The sequence below is a fragment of the Halorubrum coriense DSM 10284 genome, from assembly GCF_000337035.1.
GTDB lineage: Archaea > Halobacteriota > Halobacteria > Halobacteriales > Haloferacaceae > Halorubrum > Halorubrum coriense.
This window is the reverse complement of record NZ_AOJL01000060.1, coordinates 64497-81388: the sequence shown is the minus strand read 5'-3', so window position 1 is coordinate 81388 and position 16892 is coordinate 64497. Positions and strand designations below refer to the sequence as shown.

Annotated in this window: 15 protein-coding genes; 8 read left to right on the top strand and 7 right to left on the bottom strand. The window is 69.2% G+C overall.

The features are described 5' to 3' along the window. Positions 1 to 32 precede the first annotated feature (32 nt). The 4 genes from C464_RS13850 to C464_RS13835 all read left to right on the top strand — a co-directional run bounded on the left by C464_RS13850 (position 33) and on the right by C464_RS13835 (position 5405). Positions 33 to 1739, top strand: coding sequence for a hypothetical protein (locus tag C464_RS13850; protein ID WP_006114381.1), 1707 nt, complete (start codon positions 33 to 35; stop codon positions 1737 to 1739). A 105-nt stretch (positions 1740 to 1844) separates the two neighbouring features. Then, a complete protein-coding gene (locus C464_RS13845) occupies positions 1845 to 3389 on the top strand; it encodes a carboxypeptidase regulatory-like domain-containing protein (protein WP_006114380.1) in 1545 nt (514 codons plus the stop codon). A gap of 81 nt (positions 3390 to 3470) precedes the next feature. Then, positions 3471 to 4814 (top strand): hydroxymethylglutaryl-CoA synthase, encoded by a 1344-nt coding sequence (hmgB, locus tag C464_RS13840; RefSeq protein ID WP_006114379.1) that lies wholly within the window; start codon positions 3471 to 3473, stop codon positions 4812 to 4814. A 135-nt stretch (positions 4815 to 4949) separates the two neighbouring features. Continuing rightward, on the top strand, positions 4950 to 5405 hold the full coding sequence (locus tag C464_RS13835; RefSeq protein WP_006114378.1) for a 30S ribosomal protein S19e: 456 nt from the start codon (positions 4950 to 4952) through the stop codon (positions 5403 to 5405). Positions 5406 to 5789: 384 nt separating this feature from the next. Here the strand turns inward: C464_RS13835 and C464_RS13830 are convergent, their stop codons facing one another. Next, complete coding sequence (locus C464_RS13830; protein WP_006114377.1) at positions 5790 to 6218, bottom strand: CopG family ribbon-helix-helix protein; 429 nt, start codon at positions 6216 to 6218, stop codon at positions 5790 to 5792. Between the two features lie 261 nt (positions 6219 to 6479). Here C464_RS13830 and C464_RS13825 point away from each other — a divergent pair, with 261 nt between their 5' ends. Then, positions 6480 to 6956, top strand: a complete 477-nt coding sequence (locus C464_RS13825; protein ID WP_006114376.1) for an MOSC domain-containing protein — start codon at positions 6480 to 6482, stop codon at positions 6954 to 6956. 17 nt (positions 6957 to 6973) lie between these two features. Here the strand turns inward: C464_RS13825 and ppc are convergent, their stop codons facing one another. Beyond that, the gene (gene ppc / locus C464_RS13820) at positions 6974 to 9676 is read right to left on the bottom strand and encodes a phosphoenolpyruvate carboxylase (RefSeq protein ID WP_006114375.1); all 2703 of its coding nucleotides are present in this window, start codon (positions 9674 to 9676) and stop codon (positions 6974 to 6976) included. A gap of 264 nt (positions 9677 to 9940) precedes the next feature. On the opposite strand from ppc, the gene C464_RS13815 reads away from it, so the two are divergent. Together C464_RS13815 and C464_RS13810 are read left to right on the top strand one after the other, a co-directional pair. Then, positions 9941 to 10780: a hypothetical protein gene (locus C464_RS13815; RefSeq protein ID WP_006114374.1), complete on the top strand. Its 840-nt coding sequence runs from the start codon at positions 9941 to 9943 to the stop codon at positions 10778 to 10780. A gap of 87 nt (positions 10781 to 10867) precedes the next feature. Continuing rightward, positions 10868 to 11236, top strand: coding sequence for a hypothetical protein (locus C464_RS13810; RefSeq protein ID WP_006114373.1), 369 nt, complete (start codon positions 10868 to 10870; stop codon positions 11234 to 11236). Between the two features lie 36 nt (positions 11237 to 11272). Here the strand turns inward: C464_RS13810 and C464_RS13805 are convergent, their stop codons facing one another. From C464_RS13805 to C464_RS13790, 4 genes are all read right to left on the bottom strand, one after another. Continuing rightward, positions 11273 to 11791, bottom strand: coding sequence for a hypothetical protein (locus C464_RS13805; protein ID WP_006114372.1), 519 nt, complete (start codon positions 11789 to 11791; stop codon positions 11273 to 11275). Then, positions 11788 to 12804 (bottom strand): DUF7490 domain-containing protein, encoded by a 1017-nt coding sequence (locus tag C464_RS13800; protein WP_006114371.1) that lies wholly within the window; start codon positions 12802 to 12804, stop codon positions 11788 to 11790. The genes C464_RS13805 and C464_RS13800 overlap by 4 nt, the downstream gene beginning before the upstream one ends. A 68-nt stretch (positions 12805 to 12872) precedes the next feature. Beyond that, a complete protein-coding gene (locus C464_RS13795) occupies positions 12873 to 13403 on the bottom strand; it encodes a DUF5817 domain-containing protein (protein ID WP_006114370.1) in 531 nt (176 codons plus the stop codon). Between the two features lie 464 nt (positions 13404 to 13867). After that, positions 13868 to 14719, bottom strand: a complete 852-nt coding sequence (locus C464_RS13790; protein WP_006114369.1) for an inositol monophosphatase family protein — start codon at positions 14717 to 14719, stop codon at positions 13868 to 13870. A 117-nt stretch (positions 14720 to 14836) separates the two neighbouring features. Between C464_RS13790 and C464_RS13785 the strand changes: the two genes are divergently transcribed. Next, a complete protein-coding gene (locus tag C464_RS13785; protein WP_006114368.1) occupies positions 14837 to 15094 on the top strand; it encodes a hypothetical protein in 258 nt (85 codons plus the stop codon). A gap of 491 nt (positions 15095 to 15585) precedes the next feature. Here C464_RS13785 and C464_RS13780 read toward each other — a convergent pair whose 3' ends face one another. Further along, entirely contained in the window at positions 15586 to 16836 is a 1251-nt protein-coding gene (locus C464_RS13780) for an MBL fold metallo-hydrolase (protein ID WP_006114367.1), read from the bottom strand. Positions 16837 to 16892: the final 56 nt, after the last annotated feature.

The following is a 16892-nucleotide window of genomic DNA, read 5'->3' as shown; positions in this document are numbered from 1 at the left end:
ATTTTATACCCGCTCGGCGTCGAAACCGCACAATGCGCTTCAGTCGCGACCGTCGGGGCCAGTCGGTCGTGGTCGGGACGGTGATCCTGTTCGGGTTCCTGATCCTGGCGCTCGGCATTTATCAGGTCCAAGTCGTCCCGACGGAGAACGCGAACGTCGAGTTCGAACACAGTCAGACGGTCGAAGACGACTTCAGCGACCTCCGCAACGACATCCTCCGGGCGAGTTCCACGGGGTCGACCGGGTCTACGCAGGTCCGACTCGGCACGCGCTACCCGGCCCGGACGTTCTTCGTGAACCCGCCGCCCGTGTCGGGGTCGCTCTCGACGGAAGCAACCGGCGCGATCCGGATCCGGAACGCCACGGTCGGGGGCGGCGCGCACCCGAACGCCGCCGCGTTCTGGGACACGAACCGGACGTTCGAGACGCGCTCGCTGCGCTATGACGCGCGCTACAACGAGTTCCGCGACGCGCCCGAGCTCGTCTCCGAGCACTCTGTCGTCGCCGCCGAGTTCGACGACGCGGTCCTGCTCAGAACCGGGCAGACGGTCGTCTCGGACGACCGGATCGCCCTGACCGCGCTGACCGGGTCGGTGTCAGAGAGCGGCGTCACCCCGCGGAGCGTCGACCCTCGCGCCGTTTCCGCGAGCGACACCACGGTCCCGCTCGACCCGAGCGGTGGAAACGTCACTCTGGAGCTCCCGACCGCGGTCGAGAACGCCTCCGCGCTCGCCGCGCGCTGGAATCGGGCGCTCCCGGCGACCGCGACCGCGACGCCGAACGCGACCGGCGACGCGCTCAGGATCACGCTGGACAACGGGTCTGACCCGTACCGATTGGCGCTGTCCGAGGTGTCGCTCGATGCCAGCGGGACGACCGAGCCGGCGTACATCGTGTCCGTCGGCTCCGAGACCGCCGCCGTCGGCGAGAGCGTCGGCGTCGAGGTCCGCGACCGCTACAACAATCCGGTGCCGGACGCAATCGTCTCCTTCGGCGGCGAGAACCGCACCACCGGCGACGACGGGCGAGCGTTCTTCGAACCGACCGCGAGCGGCCCGCTGACGGCGACGATCAACGGGACTGCGGGACCCACCTACGAGTCGGTCGCCTTCGACGTGTCGGCCGGCGGTGTGGGTAGCGGAAACCGCACCTACGACGTCGAGTGGGACGAGATCGACCCGATTCAGATCGAACAGGGAACGGATGACGGCGTACTCGATATCTCGGTTTCCGACTTCGCTTCGGACGCGCCAATCGACGGCGCGGCCGTCGATGTCGCCCTTTCGCCTATTGGTGATGTGGACGGTATTCCGAGCTTTCAGGAGCCTCCTGAGACCAACGCGGACGGTCAGACGGTTGTTACTCAGTTTGACACCAACGGGGCAACTGCGGGCGACAACTTCACCTTGTATGCGGCCTCCGGAGACGACGTGGGCCGGCTGGTGGTCGAGGTCGTCGCGTCCACGACGCCGTACGATATCGTGAGTGTGAACCCACAATCTGGTGGTGGAAACGCTATCGACGTGTTCTTCGATATCGATACCACTGATCAGGACGCGCAAATACGGGTACAGTCACTCCGTGGCGATGGAAGCATTCGAGACGAGACCGACCTCTTGCCCTACGACGAGCCTCAGCCCGTAACAATTGGCGGAGGAAACCAGGCCGTTGAGGTCCGCGTCATCCTCTACGACGGCGCCGGGAACGAAGAGGATCAGCAGACGGTTCCGTATCCCTAACTACGCCTGACGCACATTTCAACCTGTACCGAATTATCACGTTCAATAGCCGTGACGAGGTATTGAAATGCCGGCTAAACAGAAGTCGAACAAGTTTCCCTCTCTATGTCCCGCACCACCGCCCGCGCCCAGTCCGAGACGGTGGGAATCATCCTCCTGCTCGGCGTCTTCGTCGTGAGCGCCGGCGCGGTCGGAACCGTCTACCTCGGCGACGTAGCCTCCGACGCCGACGAAGTCGTCGTCTCGGCCGATCTGAGCGCCGCGGAGACCGACCTGCGGGTCGACCACCTCGGCGGCGACGCCCTCCCGAACGAGGCGCTCGGGGTCGTCGTCAGAGCGGACGGGAACACGACGCGCTACCCCTTCGCGCCGCCGCCCGGCGAGTTCGCTCCCGGCGACCGTCGCGCGTTCCCGGACGCGCTCGTCGCGAACGCCTCGAACGAAGTGTGGCTCTATCACGAGCCCTCGGGCGAACAGATCGCGCGAGCGACGCTGACCCCCGAGCCCGAACCGGTCGCCGAGACCGGGTCGATCGAGGGCACCGTCGTCGGTCCCGGCGCGGCCGCGATGCGGGTCGCCTCCGGTGCCTCGTTCGGTGTCCGGCAGGTCGCCACCCCGCTCGTCGGTGCGACCGTTTCCGTCGACGGCGCGGGACGCGTCGCCGAGACGACGACCGGATCTGGCGGCGCGTACCGGGTCGGCGGCCTCGAACCGGGCGAGTACGAGGTGTCGGCCGCCGCGCCGGGGCTCGCGCTCTCGACGACGACCGTCGAAGTCGAGCCGAACGAGACGGCGACCGTCGATTTCCGGCTCGACCCGCTCGAACCGGCCGAGTTCGCGGTCGAAATCGCCGGCGTCGACGCGACGGTCGACGCGGGCGACCCCCTGACTGTCGACGCCGCGGTCGAGAACGTCGGTGACGAGCGAGGGACGAAAACCGTTGAACTCCGTGCCGGCGGCGAGGTGGCTGACTCGGTCGACGTTACGCTCGATCCCGGCGAGCGCCGGACCGTCTCGCTGCGCTGGCAAACGCTCCCGACCGACGTCGGCGAGCGGACGTTGACCGTCGACACTGAGGACGACTCGGCGACGACGACCGTCGAAGTCCTCGACGCGGCCACCGACGCGGTCGCGTACGTCGACCGCGACGGGGACGGCGATCCGGACGAGCGGTACACCGCCGTCGAGCTGGCCTTCCTCGGCTCCGTCGACGGCCACCTCGTCGTGTACGACGACGTCGAGGTCTCGGTCCCGGTCACGGCCGCAGCCGATCGAGTGACGGTCCGAGACGGCGTCACGCTTCGGGCGGACGGGGTCTCGCTCGAAGCCGGAGGGAACCTCCGAATCGGCGACGGCGCCGCGATCGACACCTCACGAGTGGGGATCTTCGTCCGTCCGGGGGACGTGACGCTCCGAGTCGGGGGCGACCTCAACGCCCGCGGCGCGACGGTGACCACCGCCGCGAGGGACTGGGTCTTCGCCAGCGCGGGCGACATCGGACTGACGGTCGGCGGCACCGCCGATCTCCGCGAGGGCCGGTTCGACGCGACCGGAGTCGGTCTTTTCGGCGGCAGGGACGGCCGCATTACCGTCACCGCCGGCGGCGGCGTCCTGACCGAGGGAGCCTCGTTCGACCCGGCCCTCGCCTGACCGACCCGGACGGCTGATTCTTCCACGATCGACGTAATACTCATCGACAAAGCCATATGCCAGTCTCGTGAACGACCGTGTATGACCGCAGTCGGGATCGACGGCATCGAGATCTGGACCGGGAAGCTCAAACTCGACCTGCCGGGCACGTTCGCGCCGGAGAAGGGCGACGACCCCGAGAAGTACACGAAGGGGCTCGGACTCACCAACTCCTCGTTCCCCGACGTGTACGAGGACATCGTCACGATGGGCGCGAACGCCGCAAAGGGGCTGATGGACCGGAAGGGGCTCGAACCCGAGGACATCGGGCGGATCGACGTCGCCACGGAGTCGGCGTTCGACCACTCGAAGCCGGTGTCGACGTACATCGCCGGCTGTCTCGAACAGGTGTACGACGGCGACTTCACCCACGCGAACAAAGGCGAGCGGAAGTTCGCCTGTCTCGCGGGAACGCAGGCGATAGACGACGCGTACAACTGGATCCGCGCGGGCCGAAACCGCGACCGCCCCGCGATCGTCATCACCACCGACACGGCGCTGTACGCCCGCGGCGACCCCGGCGAGGCGACGCAGGGGGCCGGCGCGGTCGCGATGCTGATCGACGAGGACCCCTCGGTCGTCGAGCTGTCGACCGACCAAGGGTACGGCTCGAAGGACGAGACGGACTTCCTCAAGCCGAACCAGCAGTTCCCCAGCGTCGACGGGAAGCGGTCGGTCCAGGTGTACCTCTCGCGGATGCGGGAGGCCCTAGAGGACTACGAGTCCGTCACCGACGACATCGAACTGGAGGACTTCGCGTACGCGCCGTTCCACACCCCGTTCCCCGGCATGGTCCGGAAGGCGGCGCTCCTCGCCTACCGGCACGTCATCCGCGACACGGCTCACGAGGAGTCGCTGGCCGACGAGATCGGTCGCCAGCCCCGCGAGGACGAATACGACGACCGCGAGGCCTACGAGGAGGCGATCCGCGGGTACATGGACGACCTGAAGACGACCGAACAGTACCAGACGTGGTACGACACGGCCGTCGAGCCGACGCTCGGGCTCTCCCGAGAGGTCGGTAACTGGTACACCAGCTCGGTCCACATCGCCCGCGTGAGCGCGCTCCGCGACGCGCTGACCCGCGACCGCGACTTCGTCGGCGAGACGCTCCTCGTCGCCTCGTACGGCTCCGGCGCGCAGGCCGAGATCCACGCCGAGACGGTCCGCGAGGGGTGGCAGGCCGAGGTCGAGGCGCTCGACATCGACGCGCAGCTCGACGCCCGCTACGACCTCTCGTGGGACGAGTACGAGGACGTCCACGATGTCCACGAGTACGACGCCGACCTCGGGCGGGAGGTCGAGGAGTTCACCCAGCCCGACGGCGAGTTCGTCTTCACCGGCTGGGGCCGGATGAACGAACGGCAGTACGAGTACGCCGAGTAGCGTCGCGGCCGCCGCCGTTCGGCCGGTCTCGGATCCGCGAGTCGCCCGCAGCGGCCCGCAACCCCGTGAAAACGGCTCACACGGCCCGTACGCGATACGATGGTTTTAAACGACGCTGGCGTGAATCGAGACCCAATGGTAACCATCTACGACGTGCCGGCCGACGACCTCATCGAGGCCGTCGCCGCGCGACTCGAGGACCGGATCGACGAGCCCGACTGGGTCGAGTTCACCAAGACCGGCGCTGGCAAGGAGCTCCCGCCGGAGCAGGACGACTTCTGGTACGTCCGCTCCGCGAGCCTCCTGCGGAAGGTCGCGCAGAACGAGCCGATCGGCATCGAGCGGCTCGCGACCGAGTACGGCTCGAAGAAGCGCGGTTCGAACCGCTACGTCGTCCGCCCCGGCGAGCACGAGGGGGGCTCCCGCAAGCTCATCCGCTCCTCGCTTCAGGCGCTCGAAGAGGAGGACCTCGTCACGACCGCCTCCGGCGAGGGCCGCCGCCTCTCCGACGAGGGCGAGGCGTTCCTCTCCGAGGTCGCGACCGAGGTCTTCGAGGACCTCGACCGTCCGGAACTCGAACGCTACGCCTAAGCCGATCTCTCTGTCTTCGTCCGTTTCGCTCCCGTAGCGACTGCTTCGACCCGATTCCGTTCGTTTTGCGCTCGTAGCGGCACGTTCTCCGGCGCGTCAACGCTTCTCGCGGCGATTGCTTCGTTTCCCCGGTTCGGCTCGCTGCGCACGTCATAAATCTAATGTCGCTATACAAAATTCGAGAGCGGTCGATCGCCGGGGGGTCAGAGGGTGGGACGGTCTGTGGTCGACTCGGCAGCTCCTTCGGGTGACTCTCACCGACCGGGTACCGATATCGGACCCTCGCGGTTATCTCTCGAACCGGCTCGGGAGACGACGTCTCTGGGAGGGCTCACCGGTCGAGAACTCGACTTCCGAAAACCAGCAGACGGAGCGCCCGGCGGATCAGTTCATATCGGCGAGCGGGCCGAAGTCGTCCACCGGTAGCACGGAGTAGTCGATCGTGAGCGTGTCCTTCGTCGCCCGGATCTTCCCGACGAACGTCGAAATCTCTTCGAGCGACCCCTCCAGCACGAACAGTTCCATACAGTGATGGCCGCCGACGTGACTGTGGAAGTTCGACGCGACGATGTCCTCGTGCTCGTGGCGGAGGTGCATCATCTTCTCCTCGACGCTCGTCGTCTCGTAATCGAAGACCACCGTCACGACGCCCATCAGGTCTCGGTCCTCCAGTTTCTTGTCCTCGAACTCACCGAGGAGGTTCCGGCTCGCTTCCCGGAGCACCTCGCTGCGACCGGTGTAGCCGTGATCGTCCGCGAACTGATCGATCCGGTTCAGCAACTCTTCCGGCATGGAAACGCTGACGACGGTCATATAATAACACAGCCGGGTTGAAATATTAAATATTGCCATCAGTAGCCCCGGCAGCGTCGCGATCACGAATCGCCTCCGCACCCGTCGTGAGAGACCGGCACTCTCGGCGGCGCTGCGCCCCGTCGGAACCGTCGCGAGTCGCGAAGCGAACTCCGTCGGTCGCTCCCGCGCGACGACTCGGCGTCCCCGGACCACCGCTCCGCCCGCTGCCCGGCGCTACCTTCTTGATCCCGCGTCACGGAGCGTCTCCGTGAGCCGCGCATGACGGATCCACGCGTCGGCACGGTCGAACGGATCCACGTCGCCTCGGGGACGGGCGGCGATCCGGAGTCGCGAACGGCGGTCGAGGCGGTCGCGGACCGCGGGCTCCGGGGCGACCGCTACTTCGACGGGGACGGGATCTACAACGAGCAGTCGGACTTGGAGCCGAGCGACGTCACGCTGATCGCGGCCGAGGCGCTCGAAGCCGCCGCCGCCGAGTACGGCGTCGACCTCGAAGCGGGGGCCCACCGGCGGAACGTCACGACGCGCGGGGTCGACCTCGCCGCGCTCGTCGGCGAGCGGTTCCGGGTCGGCGACGCGACCGTCGAGGGGACGGGCCGCTGCGAACCCTGCGGCTACATGGCCGACCTCGCGGGCGAGTCGGACGCGGCGACCGCGCTCGACGGTCGCGGCGGACTCGACGCCCGCATCGTCGAGTCCGGGACCATCGAAGTCGGCGACGACGTGGTCTGGTAGCGATCGCCCACGGCGGCTTACCCAGTGTTCTTCATCCCGGCGGCGATGCCGTTGACCGTGAGCCGGAGGGTGCGCTCCTCCTCGTCGGTGCGGTGGGTGCGCCCGAGCAGGTTCGCCTGAAGGAGGTTCAGGGGGTCGACGTAGGGGTTCCGGCGGTCGAGGCTCTCTTCGAGCCACTCGCGGCGGAGCAGCTGGTCCCGGCCGCTGATGGCTAAGACCAGCTCGCGGCCGCGCTCGTACTCGCCGACGAGCTCGGGGAAGAAGCGCTCGCGGAGGTCGTCGTCCGCGAGGTCGGCGTACTCGGCGGCGATCTCGGGTTCCGTGCGCGCGAGCGCCAGCGAGGCGTTGTCGAGCGTGGTCCGGAAGAAGGGCCACTCGTCGAACATCTCGCGGAGCGTCTCCATCCCCTCCTCCTCGCCGACCTCGTCGAGGTAGGCGTCGATGCCGGAGGCGATCGCGTACCAGCCGGGGAGGATGAGCCGCGTCTGGGTCCACGAGAACACCCACGGGATCGCCCGCAGGTCCTCGACGCTGCGCTCGCCGGAGCGGGAGGCGGGCCGCGAGCCGAGGTTGAGGTCCTCGACGACGCTGATCGGCGTCGCCTGCTCGAAGTAGGAGACGAACCCGTCGCTGTTCAGCAGGTCGCGGTACGTCCCCCGGGCGGCGGGCGCCATGATCTCCATCGCCTCGACCCAACGGTCGGGCACGTCCTCGACCGGTTCCTCGTTCGCCTCCTTCCGGGCGCGGATCTGCGCGTCGAGCATCTGTTCGAGCTCGCGCTCCGCGATCCGCGGGTTGGCGTACTTCTCGGCGATCGCCTCGCCCTGCTCGGTGAACTTCACCTGCCCGGTGACGGTCTCGTTCGGGAGCGCGAGCAGCGCCTCGTTCATCGGGCCGCCGCCGCGCGAGATGGAGCCGCCGCGGCCGTGGAACAGCCGGAGGGTGACCTCCTCCTCGCGACAGAACCGGGCGATCCGGCGCTGGTTCTCGTAGAGGTCCCAGTTCGCGGCGAGGAAGCCGTTCTCCTTGTTGGAGTCCGAGTAGCCCAGCATGACCTCCTGGACCTCGTCACGGGCCTCCAGCGCGGCCGCGTACGCCTCGTTCTCGAAGAGGGTGCCGAGGATGCGCTCGGCCCCGTTGAGCGCCGACTCGGTCTCGAGCAGCGGGACGACGTCGACCGCGCAGTGGTCGGGCAGGGAGACGACGCCCACCTGGTCGGCCAAGAAGAGCACCTCCAGCACGTGGCTGGGCTCCTCGGTCATCGAGATACAGTAGGTGTCTATCGCCTGCTGTCCGTACTCCTCCTGCCACCCCGCGAACGACGCGAATCGCCGGAGGACGCGCTCGGTCGTCTCCGAGACGTCGCCGGGTTCGTCGACGTCGACGACCGGGTCCTCCTGGAGGATCGCCTCGGTGAGGAAGTCGACGCGCTCGGACTCGTCCATCCCGGCGTAGTCGACGCCCTCGACCGCGACCGCCTCGGCGACGGCCTCGGTGTGGTTCTCGCGGTGGTCCCGCAGGTCGAGCGACGCCAAGGTGAGGCCGAACGTGTCGACCTGTCGGCGGAACGGCTCGACGAACGACTCCAGTACCGACTCCTGACCGTCCTCGCGCAGCGACTCGGCGATGACGTCGAGGTCGTCGAGGAAGGCGTCGCCGTCGGGGTACTCGCCCGGCCGGACGTCGTTGACGCGGTCGAGCCGCTCGCGCATCAGCCGCAGCTTCTGGCGGTACGGCTCGTCGGGGTAACGCTCGCGGGCCTCCTCGACGACGGTCGGGAAGCGCTCGGCGTCGGCCGCGAGCGACCGCGCCAGCGCGTCGCCGGCGGCGTACCGGTCGCCGTCCTGGCTCAGGACGGCGGAGAGCCGCTTACAGCGGTCGCGGTACTTCTCGACGGCGACCTCGCGCTGGCGTTCGAGGGTCTCGTCGGTCACCTCGGGCGTGACGAACGGGTTGCCGTCGCGGTCGGAGCCGGCCCACGAGCGGAACTCGAAGAGCTTGGGACAGTCGACGTCGTCGTACTCCTTCGAGATGGTCTCTTCGAACTCCTCGTAGGCGTCGCCGACGACGTCGAACAGCGTGTTCTCGAGGTACCACTGGACGTTGCGCGCCTCGTCTTCCGGCTCGGGGGCCCGCTGGCGGACCTGACGGGTGCCCCACAGGCTGGTGACCTCGGCGGTGACGTCGCGCCAGACGGCGCGCCGCTCGCGGTCGGTGAGGTTGCGCTCGTCCAGCTCGCCGAGGTGGTTCGCGATGGAGCGGAGCTTGGACTTCACCGTCGACCGCCGGGCCTCCGTCGGGTGGGCGGTGAACGTCGGCTCGATGAGCACGTCAGCGAGCAGCCCCTCCAACTCGTCGGCGTCGACGCCCGCCTCGGCGAACTCGGCTATCGTCGCGTCGAAGGAGTCGTGGAGGGCGGTCCCGTCGTCCGCGTTCCGAACGGCGCGGACGCGCTCGCGCTCCTCGGCGAGGTTGATGAGCTCGAAGTACGTCGTGAACGCGCGGGCGACGACCTCCTCGCGGGTCGTCGAGAGCTCGTCGACCGCCTGATGGAGGGCCGTTCGGTCCGCAGCGTCCCCCCGACGGTAGTCGATCGCCGCGTTCCGAAGCGTCTCGACCGTCTCGTACGCGTCGGTCGACGCCTGTGCGGCCAGGACGTCTCCCACCAGCGCCCCGAGTTCTCGAACGTCCGTCCGCACGTCCCGATTGTGCAACTTCATACCACAGACAGTTCGCTCGGGACCGGTTAAATGCGTGGGCTAGACGAATGCTTGCCCCGGTTTCGAGTTAATTCCCTCACGAACGTTCCTCGTCGACCGCGCTCGCGGTCGGGTTCGGCCGCTCTCGCGGCGTGGGCCGGAGCGCGACTCGGCGGTCCGGCGGACGTCCGGTTCCGGATCGGCGACCCGACCGGCGACGCGCCCGATTCCCGCGCCGGTGGAGGGTTCGTCACCCTTTTTACCGATCCAACCTCAGGAGCGAGTATGAGTGCGTCCGACAAGTATCCGTCTGAGTCCGGGCGGCGACGCTTCGTGAAGGGCGTCGTCGGCGGCGCGGCCCTCGCCGGGGTCGGCGCGATGGGGTCGGCGACCGTGAACACCCTGACGACCGCCGGGGGCATCGGCGGGGGGTCGACGGTCGCGACGACCATCGCGCACACCGGCGGCCCCGCGCCGCGCGGCCTGCCGCAGATCCCGCTTCAGGTCACCGACGACGGGTACATCGAGGGCATTTGGCCCGAGACGACGACCGTCACGCAAGAGGGACAGGAGATCGAGGTCGCCCAGCAGGAGCTCGGCGGGAAGACCTACTCCGGCGCGTGGTTCCAGTACTGCGGCGTCGAGTCCCAAGAGAACGTTCAGCCCGACTTCGAGTCCGACAACCTGTTCCGCGCCGCGAGCGGCCCGCCGTACGACTGGCAGTCGGAGGCGTACTCGGGCGGCGACCGCCTCCACGTCGACGACTTCGACGACTACGACGAGTGGGGCAACGGGATCGGCAGCGACGGCGTCGGCAAGCCGGCGGCGGCCACGTGGCGCTCCGAGGACGCCGACACCAACCTCAACGCGATCGTCATCCGCTCGCCGGAGATCGAGGAGGCGGCCCAGAACGACGAGTGGCTTCAGGCGTCGACGGATCAGGGGTTCATGGCGTACCTCAACGTCTGTACGCACTTCTGCTGTATCCCCGGCTACAAGGTGTTAGAGGAGTCCGCACGCTACGACGCCTCCGACGGGACGTACTGCGTCTGCCACCAGTCCGTGTACGACCCGTTCACCCTCGAAGAGGCGCTGTTCATCGCGCGGCCCCGTCCCGAAGAGTAACGAGTTCGTCGCGGTTCGGTTCGTTTTCTCGTCTTCTCGCCCGCGGCCCCCGCCGCGCTTTTCACGCCGCTCGCCGGAGTGATCGGTATGAGCGACGACACCCCCGCAGACGGCGACGGGCCCGCGGACGGCGCTCCGCGCGAAGAGACCGACGCCGCCGGAGACGACTTCGAGACGGAACTCGCCGCCGCCCGCGACCTCCTCGACGGCGAGGACATCGACGCGGTCCACGTCGGCGTCGTCCGCGACGGCGAGGTCGACACCACGTTCGCCCAGCGCACCGAGGACGACCCCGAGGGGGCCGGCCTCCGCGCGCTCGCGCTGCTCGCCGCGCACGTCAGGTTGGTCGCGGGCGAGGCCGGCGTCGAGCCCTCCACGGTCGCCGGCGACGCCGCGACGCTCGCCGGGCAGGTGGAACAGATCCCGGCCAGCACCGACCAGCTCCCCGACGAGTAGCGACGCGGCCCCGTTCGAGGCGACCCTCCGCGCCGGTCAGCGCTCGCCGTCGCGGGAGTCCGCCGCGCGGATCCGGCGGAGCTGGTGGGTCACGCCGGCGAGCGCGACGAGCAGGACCGCGAGGTTGAAGACGGCGAGCGCGACCGACTGGTAGGCCGGGTCGAACCACGTCCGGATCGCGTTCCCGGACTGGTTGTAGAAGCCCCAGCCGGCGACGACCGCGAGCAGCGACAGCGCCGCCAGTCCGACGCGGTCGAGCAGCCCGCGGAGGTCGTCGGTCGAGAGGCGGCCGAACCCCGAGGAGTCGACGGGTTCGGTCCAGTACCCCTCTTCCGTGCGGTCGGCGTCCGTCTCCCGGCGCTCGGCGTCCGTGGTCGTGCGCTCGGCGTCCGTGGTCGCGTGGGTGTCGTCTGTCATTGGCTGGGGTGGGTCGCGGGTGCGGTCGCTGTCGTCGGTCGCTCGGTCGTCCGTCGGTTCGTCGCGCGTCGGTGCGTCGTCGCGCGTCGGTGCGTCGTCGCGCGTCGGTGCGTCGTCGCGCGTCGGCTCGTCCGTCATCGTCGCCTCCGCGCTGCCAGCGCCGCGGCGACGAGCGCGACGAGCGCGACGAGGGGGCCGAACCCGGGCGTCGAGTCGTCGCTCGCACCGTCGTCCCGCGCCGCGCCGTCGCCGCCGTCGTCGCCGCCGACGCCGCCCTCGCCGCGCTCGAAGTCCTCGACGGCGAACTGGACGTCGCGGACGGTCTCGTTCGCGGTGATGGTCTCCTGCGGATTCAGGTTCGCGACGCCCTGCGTCTCGTCGACGAGCACGTCGTCGTCGAACAGCGCGGCGTCGATGTAGTAGTTGTAGCCGTCGGGGACCTCGACGGTCGCCCGCACGGTGTCGGTGCGGCCGGGGCGGACGGTGCCGACGGTCTCCGCCGCCTCCGCCGCGATCACGTTCGACTCCGCCTGCCGGAGGTAGAGCCGGAGGTCGACGTCCTCGGAGGCGACGTCGCCGCGGTTGGTCACCGAGACCGACGCCGACAGCGTCGCCGTCCGGTTGTCGGCCTCGACGACGCTCACCGCGACCGTCGGCCAGACGGAGCCGTCGGTGAACCCGACCCGCGTGTCCGCGTAGTCGGGCGTGAGCGCCGCGACGCCGTCGACGCGGGTGGTCTGCTCTTCGCGACGCTGGCCGTCCGCGAAGACGACCGTCTCGATGCGGTAGCCGCCCCCGCGCTCGACGTCGACCGTGCCGTTGACCGTGTGCTCGCCCTCGAAGTCGACGTCGCCGACGTCGACGGTAGTCTCGTCGACGAGGAGGCCGGACTCGCTGCCGATCGCGCGGTGGCGGACCGTGACGTTCTCGACCGTCCCGCCGCGATGGCGGAGGTCGGTGCCGAGCCGGAGTTCGGCGGTCTCGCCGCGCACCTCGCCGGGGGAGACGGTCGCGCCGGCGACGTCGATCCGGCCGGGCGGCTCGTTCGTCTCTCGCGGGTCGGTGACGGCGCCGGGGACGGCGACGGCTCCGACCGCGCTCGCGACGAGGAGCGCGGCCGCCGCCGTCAGGAGGGCCGTACGGGTGTCCATACGCGACCCCTCACGAGCGTCATATAAGTGCTTTGTCCAGTCGTCGCCCGGCCGACGCGGAACCGGGGTCAGAGGACGCGATACCGCCCGTTCGACTCGGTGAGTTCGCCGCGGCGCGCGAGGCGGGTCAGGATCTCTCGGGCCGCGTCCGCGGGGACGCCGTCGGTCGCGGCGCGCTCGACGATCGCCGACTCGGTGGGGTCGTCGAGGGCGTCGACCGCGTCGCGGACGACTTCGGTGCGGCTCCGCGACCCGCCCCCGCCGCCCTCGGCGCGCGAGGCGGCCTCGTCGACGGCGTCGGCGTCGATGCCCGACGATTCGAGGTACTCGCGGTCGTCGATGCCCGCGTCCTCGACGGCGGCTTCGAGGTCGGCGACGTGGTCCACCTCGGCGAACGCCGCGCTGTCGCCGCGCTTCTTCGCGAGCAGCGCGGACCGCGCCTGCCGGGCCGCCGCGCGCTCCTCAGACTCGAAGAAGCGCTTGAGCTTGGCGGTCCGGTGGGTCTTGCCGCACCGCGAGCACTGCGCCGTCTCCCTCGTCTCCGGGTCCGTGACCAGCCACATGTTGGCGCACTCGTTGCAGCCGACGACCGCGTACATGCGACGGGGTTCGCCGTCGCCCGATTTGAATCCTCGGCTCGCGGGCGCGATCACGTCTGATACGCTGTCGTGGCGCGTGCCTGCGAGCGGCCGCCCTCGGCGGCCGCGAAGTCAGCACGCGCGAGGGAGTCGGCCGACCGCAGGGAGGCCGACGAGGTTGGGGAGGCGCGAGGCGCTGTGCGGAGCGGTGCGGGGCGGGACTCAAAGGGGCAGCCGCGAGGCGGGCGCAGGCGACGCGAGCACCGCAGCGAGCAACGCGAGCGAGGAGCGCGGCGAGCGTGCGCCCGCCTCGCGGCTGGGGCTTTGTCGGTGTTCGTCGTCAATCTGGATTCAATTATTTATAAGCGAGCGGCTGGGGCTCTGTCGGTGTATGCCGTTGCTCTGTTGACGTCTATATATAAGTGAGCCGTTGAGGCGCTGGCGGTATTCTCTGCTGAATCGCCGATGACCGACTCGGATTCAGATCATTCGTTCGATTCGATCTCGTTCGCGGCCGCGAGCACCTCGTCGTGGAGCGCGCCGTTCGAGGCCACCAGCCCAATCGAGTCGTGTCGCCAGCGGTTCCCGTCGAGGTCCGTCACGCGCCCGCCGGCCTGCCGGATCGCGAAGACGCCCGCCACCGTGTCCCAGGGGTTCGCCGCGACGTTCGTGATCGTCCCCTCCAGTCCGCCCGCGGCGACCGTGGGCAGGACCACCTGCGCCGCGCCGAGGCGGCGCATGTCGCCGAAGCGGGTGACGATCGCCTCGCAGGCGCGGGCGTACTCGTCGCGGGCGTCGTACGCCCACCAGATCGTCGGGCCGACGGTCGCGCGCCGGGGTTCGGTCGCGTCGCTCACCGCGATCGGCTCGCCGTTTCGATACGCGCCCGTGGCGTCGGCGGCGTAGGTGTCACCGAGCGCGGGGCAGACGATCGCCGACGCGACCGGCTCGCCGTCGACGACCGCCGCGACCGCGGTGCCCCACACGCGGATGTCGCGGACGTAGTTGTGCGTCCCGTCGATGGGGTCGATCACCCACGCGGGGCCCGATTCCGGGACGGTCTTGCGCTCGTCTTCCTCTTCGCCGACGACCGCGTCGTCCGGGTACGTCTCGCGGATCGACTCGATGACGGCGCGCTGGGCGGCGCGGTCCGCCTCGGTCACCACGTCGTCCTCGCCTTTCGTCTCCACCGCGATGTCGCTCCGGAAGCGCTCGTTCGCCACCGCGGCACCGGCCCGTGCCGCACGTTTCGCCACGGCCGCGCGCTCAGCGACGTCGTCGGCGCGCTCCGCGACGGGAGGGACGCGGTCCGCGCCGCCGCCGTCTGCGTCGGTCATGCCGGTAATCGGCGTTCGCGACGCGTATAAACGTCGGTTCGGCGCGCGTCGCTCGTCGGGATTAACTCAGTTCCGAATCCGAGTACCTTTAAGTGGATCGGACCCCGTGGATCGAGTATGGAACCAGAGGAAGCGGTCCGTCAGCTCGAATACAGCATCGACGCCTCGCTCGACGAAATCGGTCAGCGCGCCGCCGCGGGATACCGGCCCACCTTCGAGCGCGTCGCCGAGCGCGCGGACGGAGCCGCGGTGTACGACCTCGCGGGCGAGCTCTCACAGGAGGTCGCCGACGGCTCCTGTCCCTCTCCGTCGGAGGCGAACGACGTCGCTGACCGCGTACTCGACGACTGGGCGTTCACCGACGGCGGGGAGTAAATCAACCTGAGATCTAGTCTGTATAGTCTTGGCGCTAGATAATTTAATTCATCAAATATTCTAAACAGAAATTCGATTGGAATATCGAAACGACGCGAACATCGGCTCAAACCCGGAGATTCGTCGCATCAAGCGGTGATTGATACCCGGTCTGGCCCTCTCAGAGGGGTCCGAAGGCCCACACGTCGGATAGAATATCTACGCTCTGTATGTAGGTTTGTCTACATTTTAGTGTTAACCGACGAACAGGAGGCCGTCGCCGCGGCCTCGGTCGGCGAGCGCCACACAATACTTCGACGAGCCCGATGGGAACGACGAGCGACCTATCGCTGCCGGACGAACGAGCCTTCGATCTGCTCACGAACCGCCGCCGCCCACCACGCGATCGGGCGGCGGATGCGACTCGGGAACTCGGAAAAGCCGCCGGAAGCGAGACGCCGCCGGTACTGACGCGACACACCTCCGGGCGATCGCGTCTCGCTCTCCCCATCTCACACTTCGATCCGCCCGGCGAGCGCGGGCGCGCTCGCGTCGAAGCCGTCCGCGCGCAGGTCCGCCGCGAACGCCTCGCAGCGGTCGCCGTGATTCACGATCACCGTCGCGTCTCGGTAGGAGTCGAGGAACCCGAACAGCCCGTCGCGGTCGGCGTGCGCGGAGAAGTCGTACTGCTCGACCCGAGCGCTCACGGGCATCACCCGCCCGTCGATCTCGGCGCGACCCGACTCCAAGAGGTCCCGTCCCGGAGTCCCCTCGACCTGATAGCCGGTCATCGCGACCTTGTTCACCGGATTCGACCGGATCTGGGGGATGTACGTCATCGCGGGGCCGCCGGAGAGCATCCCACTTGTGGTGACGATCGCCGCGTTCCCGTCGGCGATGCGCTCGCGCTGCCCGTCGCGGCCGGTGACGAAGCGCGCGTGCGACTTCGCGCGCCGAAGCGCCTCGGGGTCGCGGACGAACCCGGGGTACCGCCGGAGCATCTCGGTGACTCCCTTCCCCATTCCGTCGACGTAACAGGGGATGTCGTGCGCCGCACAGACCAACAGTAACTCTTGGGTGCGCCCGATGGCGAACGCCGGCACGACGACCGTCCCGCCCTCCCAGAGCGTCGTCTCGACGCTCTCCGCGAACCGCTCCTCGACCTCGCCCCGATCGTCGTGTCGCACGTCGCTGTACGTGCTCTCGCAGACCACCACGTCGGCGTCGGGACGTGCGGTCGTCCCCGCGACCAGCCGCTGATCGTCGGTGTGGAAGTCGCCGGTGTACAGCAGCCGCGTCTCCCCGTCGTCGACGAGGACGTGCGCCGACCCGGGGATGTGCCCCGCCGCGAACAGCGTCACCTCGTACCCGCCGTCGTCGATTCCGCCCGCGACCGGGAAGGGGTCGCTGTAGTCGTGTCGCCGCTCCACCTCGCCCAGCCGCGCGACGTGTTCGGCCCCGAACGGGCACAGCGGGCTGTTGCCGCGGAGCTTCAGCGTGTCCTCGGCGAGCGTCCGCGCGAGTTCGCCGGTCGGCGGCGTCCAGTGGATCGGCGGCCGCCGGTCGCCCTTCAGCAGCGCGGGGACCGCGCCGACGTGGTCGAGGTGGCCGTGCGAGACGACGACCGCGTCCGGCTCGGGGTCGCGGACCGGGTACTGCGGCGGCTCAGCGGTCATGAGTCCGTAGTCCACGAGTAGCGCGTCGTCGACGAGGAGGGCGCTCCGGCCGACCTCGCGAGCGCCGCCGAGGAACTCGACCTGCATTACGCATCCGTAGCCGCCCGCGGCGTTAGTGTCCGTCGGTCGGGCGAGCGACGCCG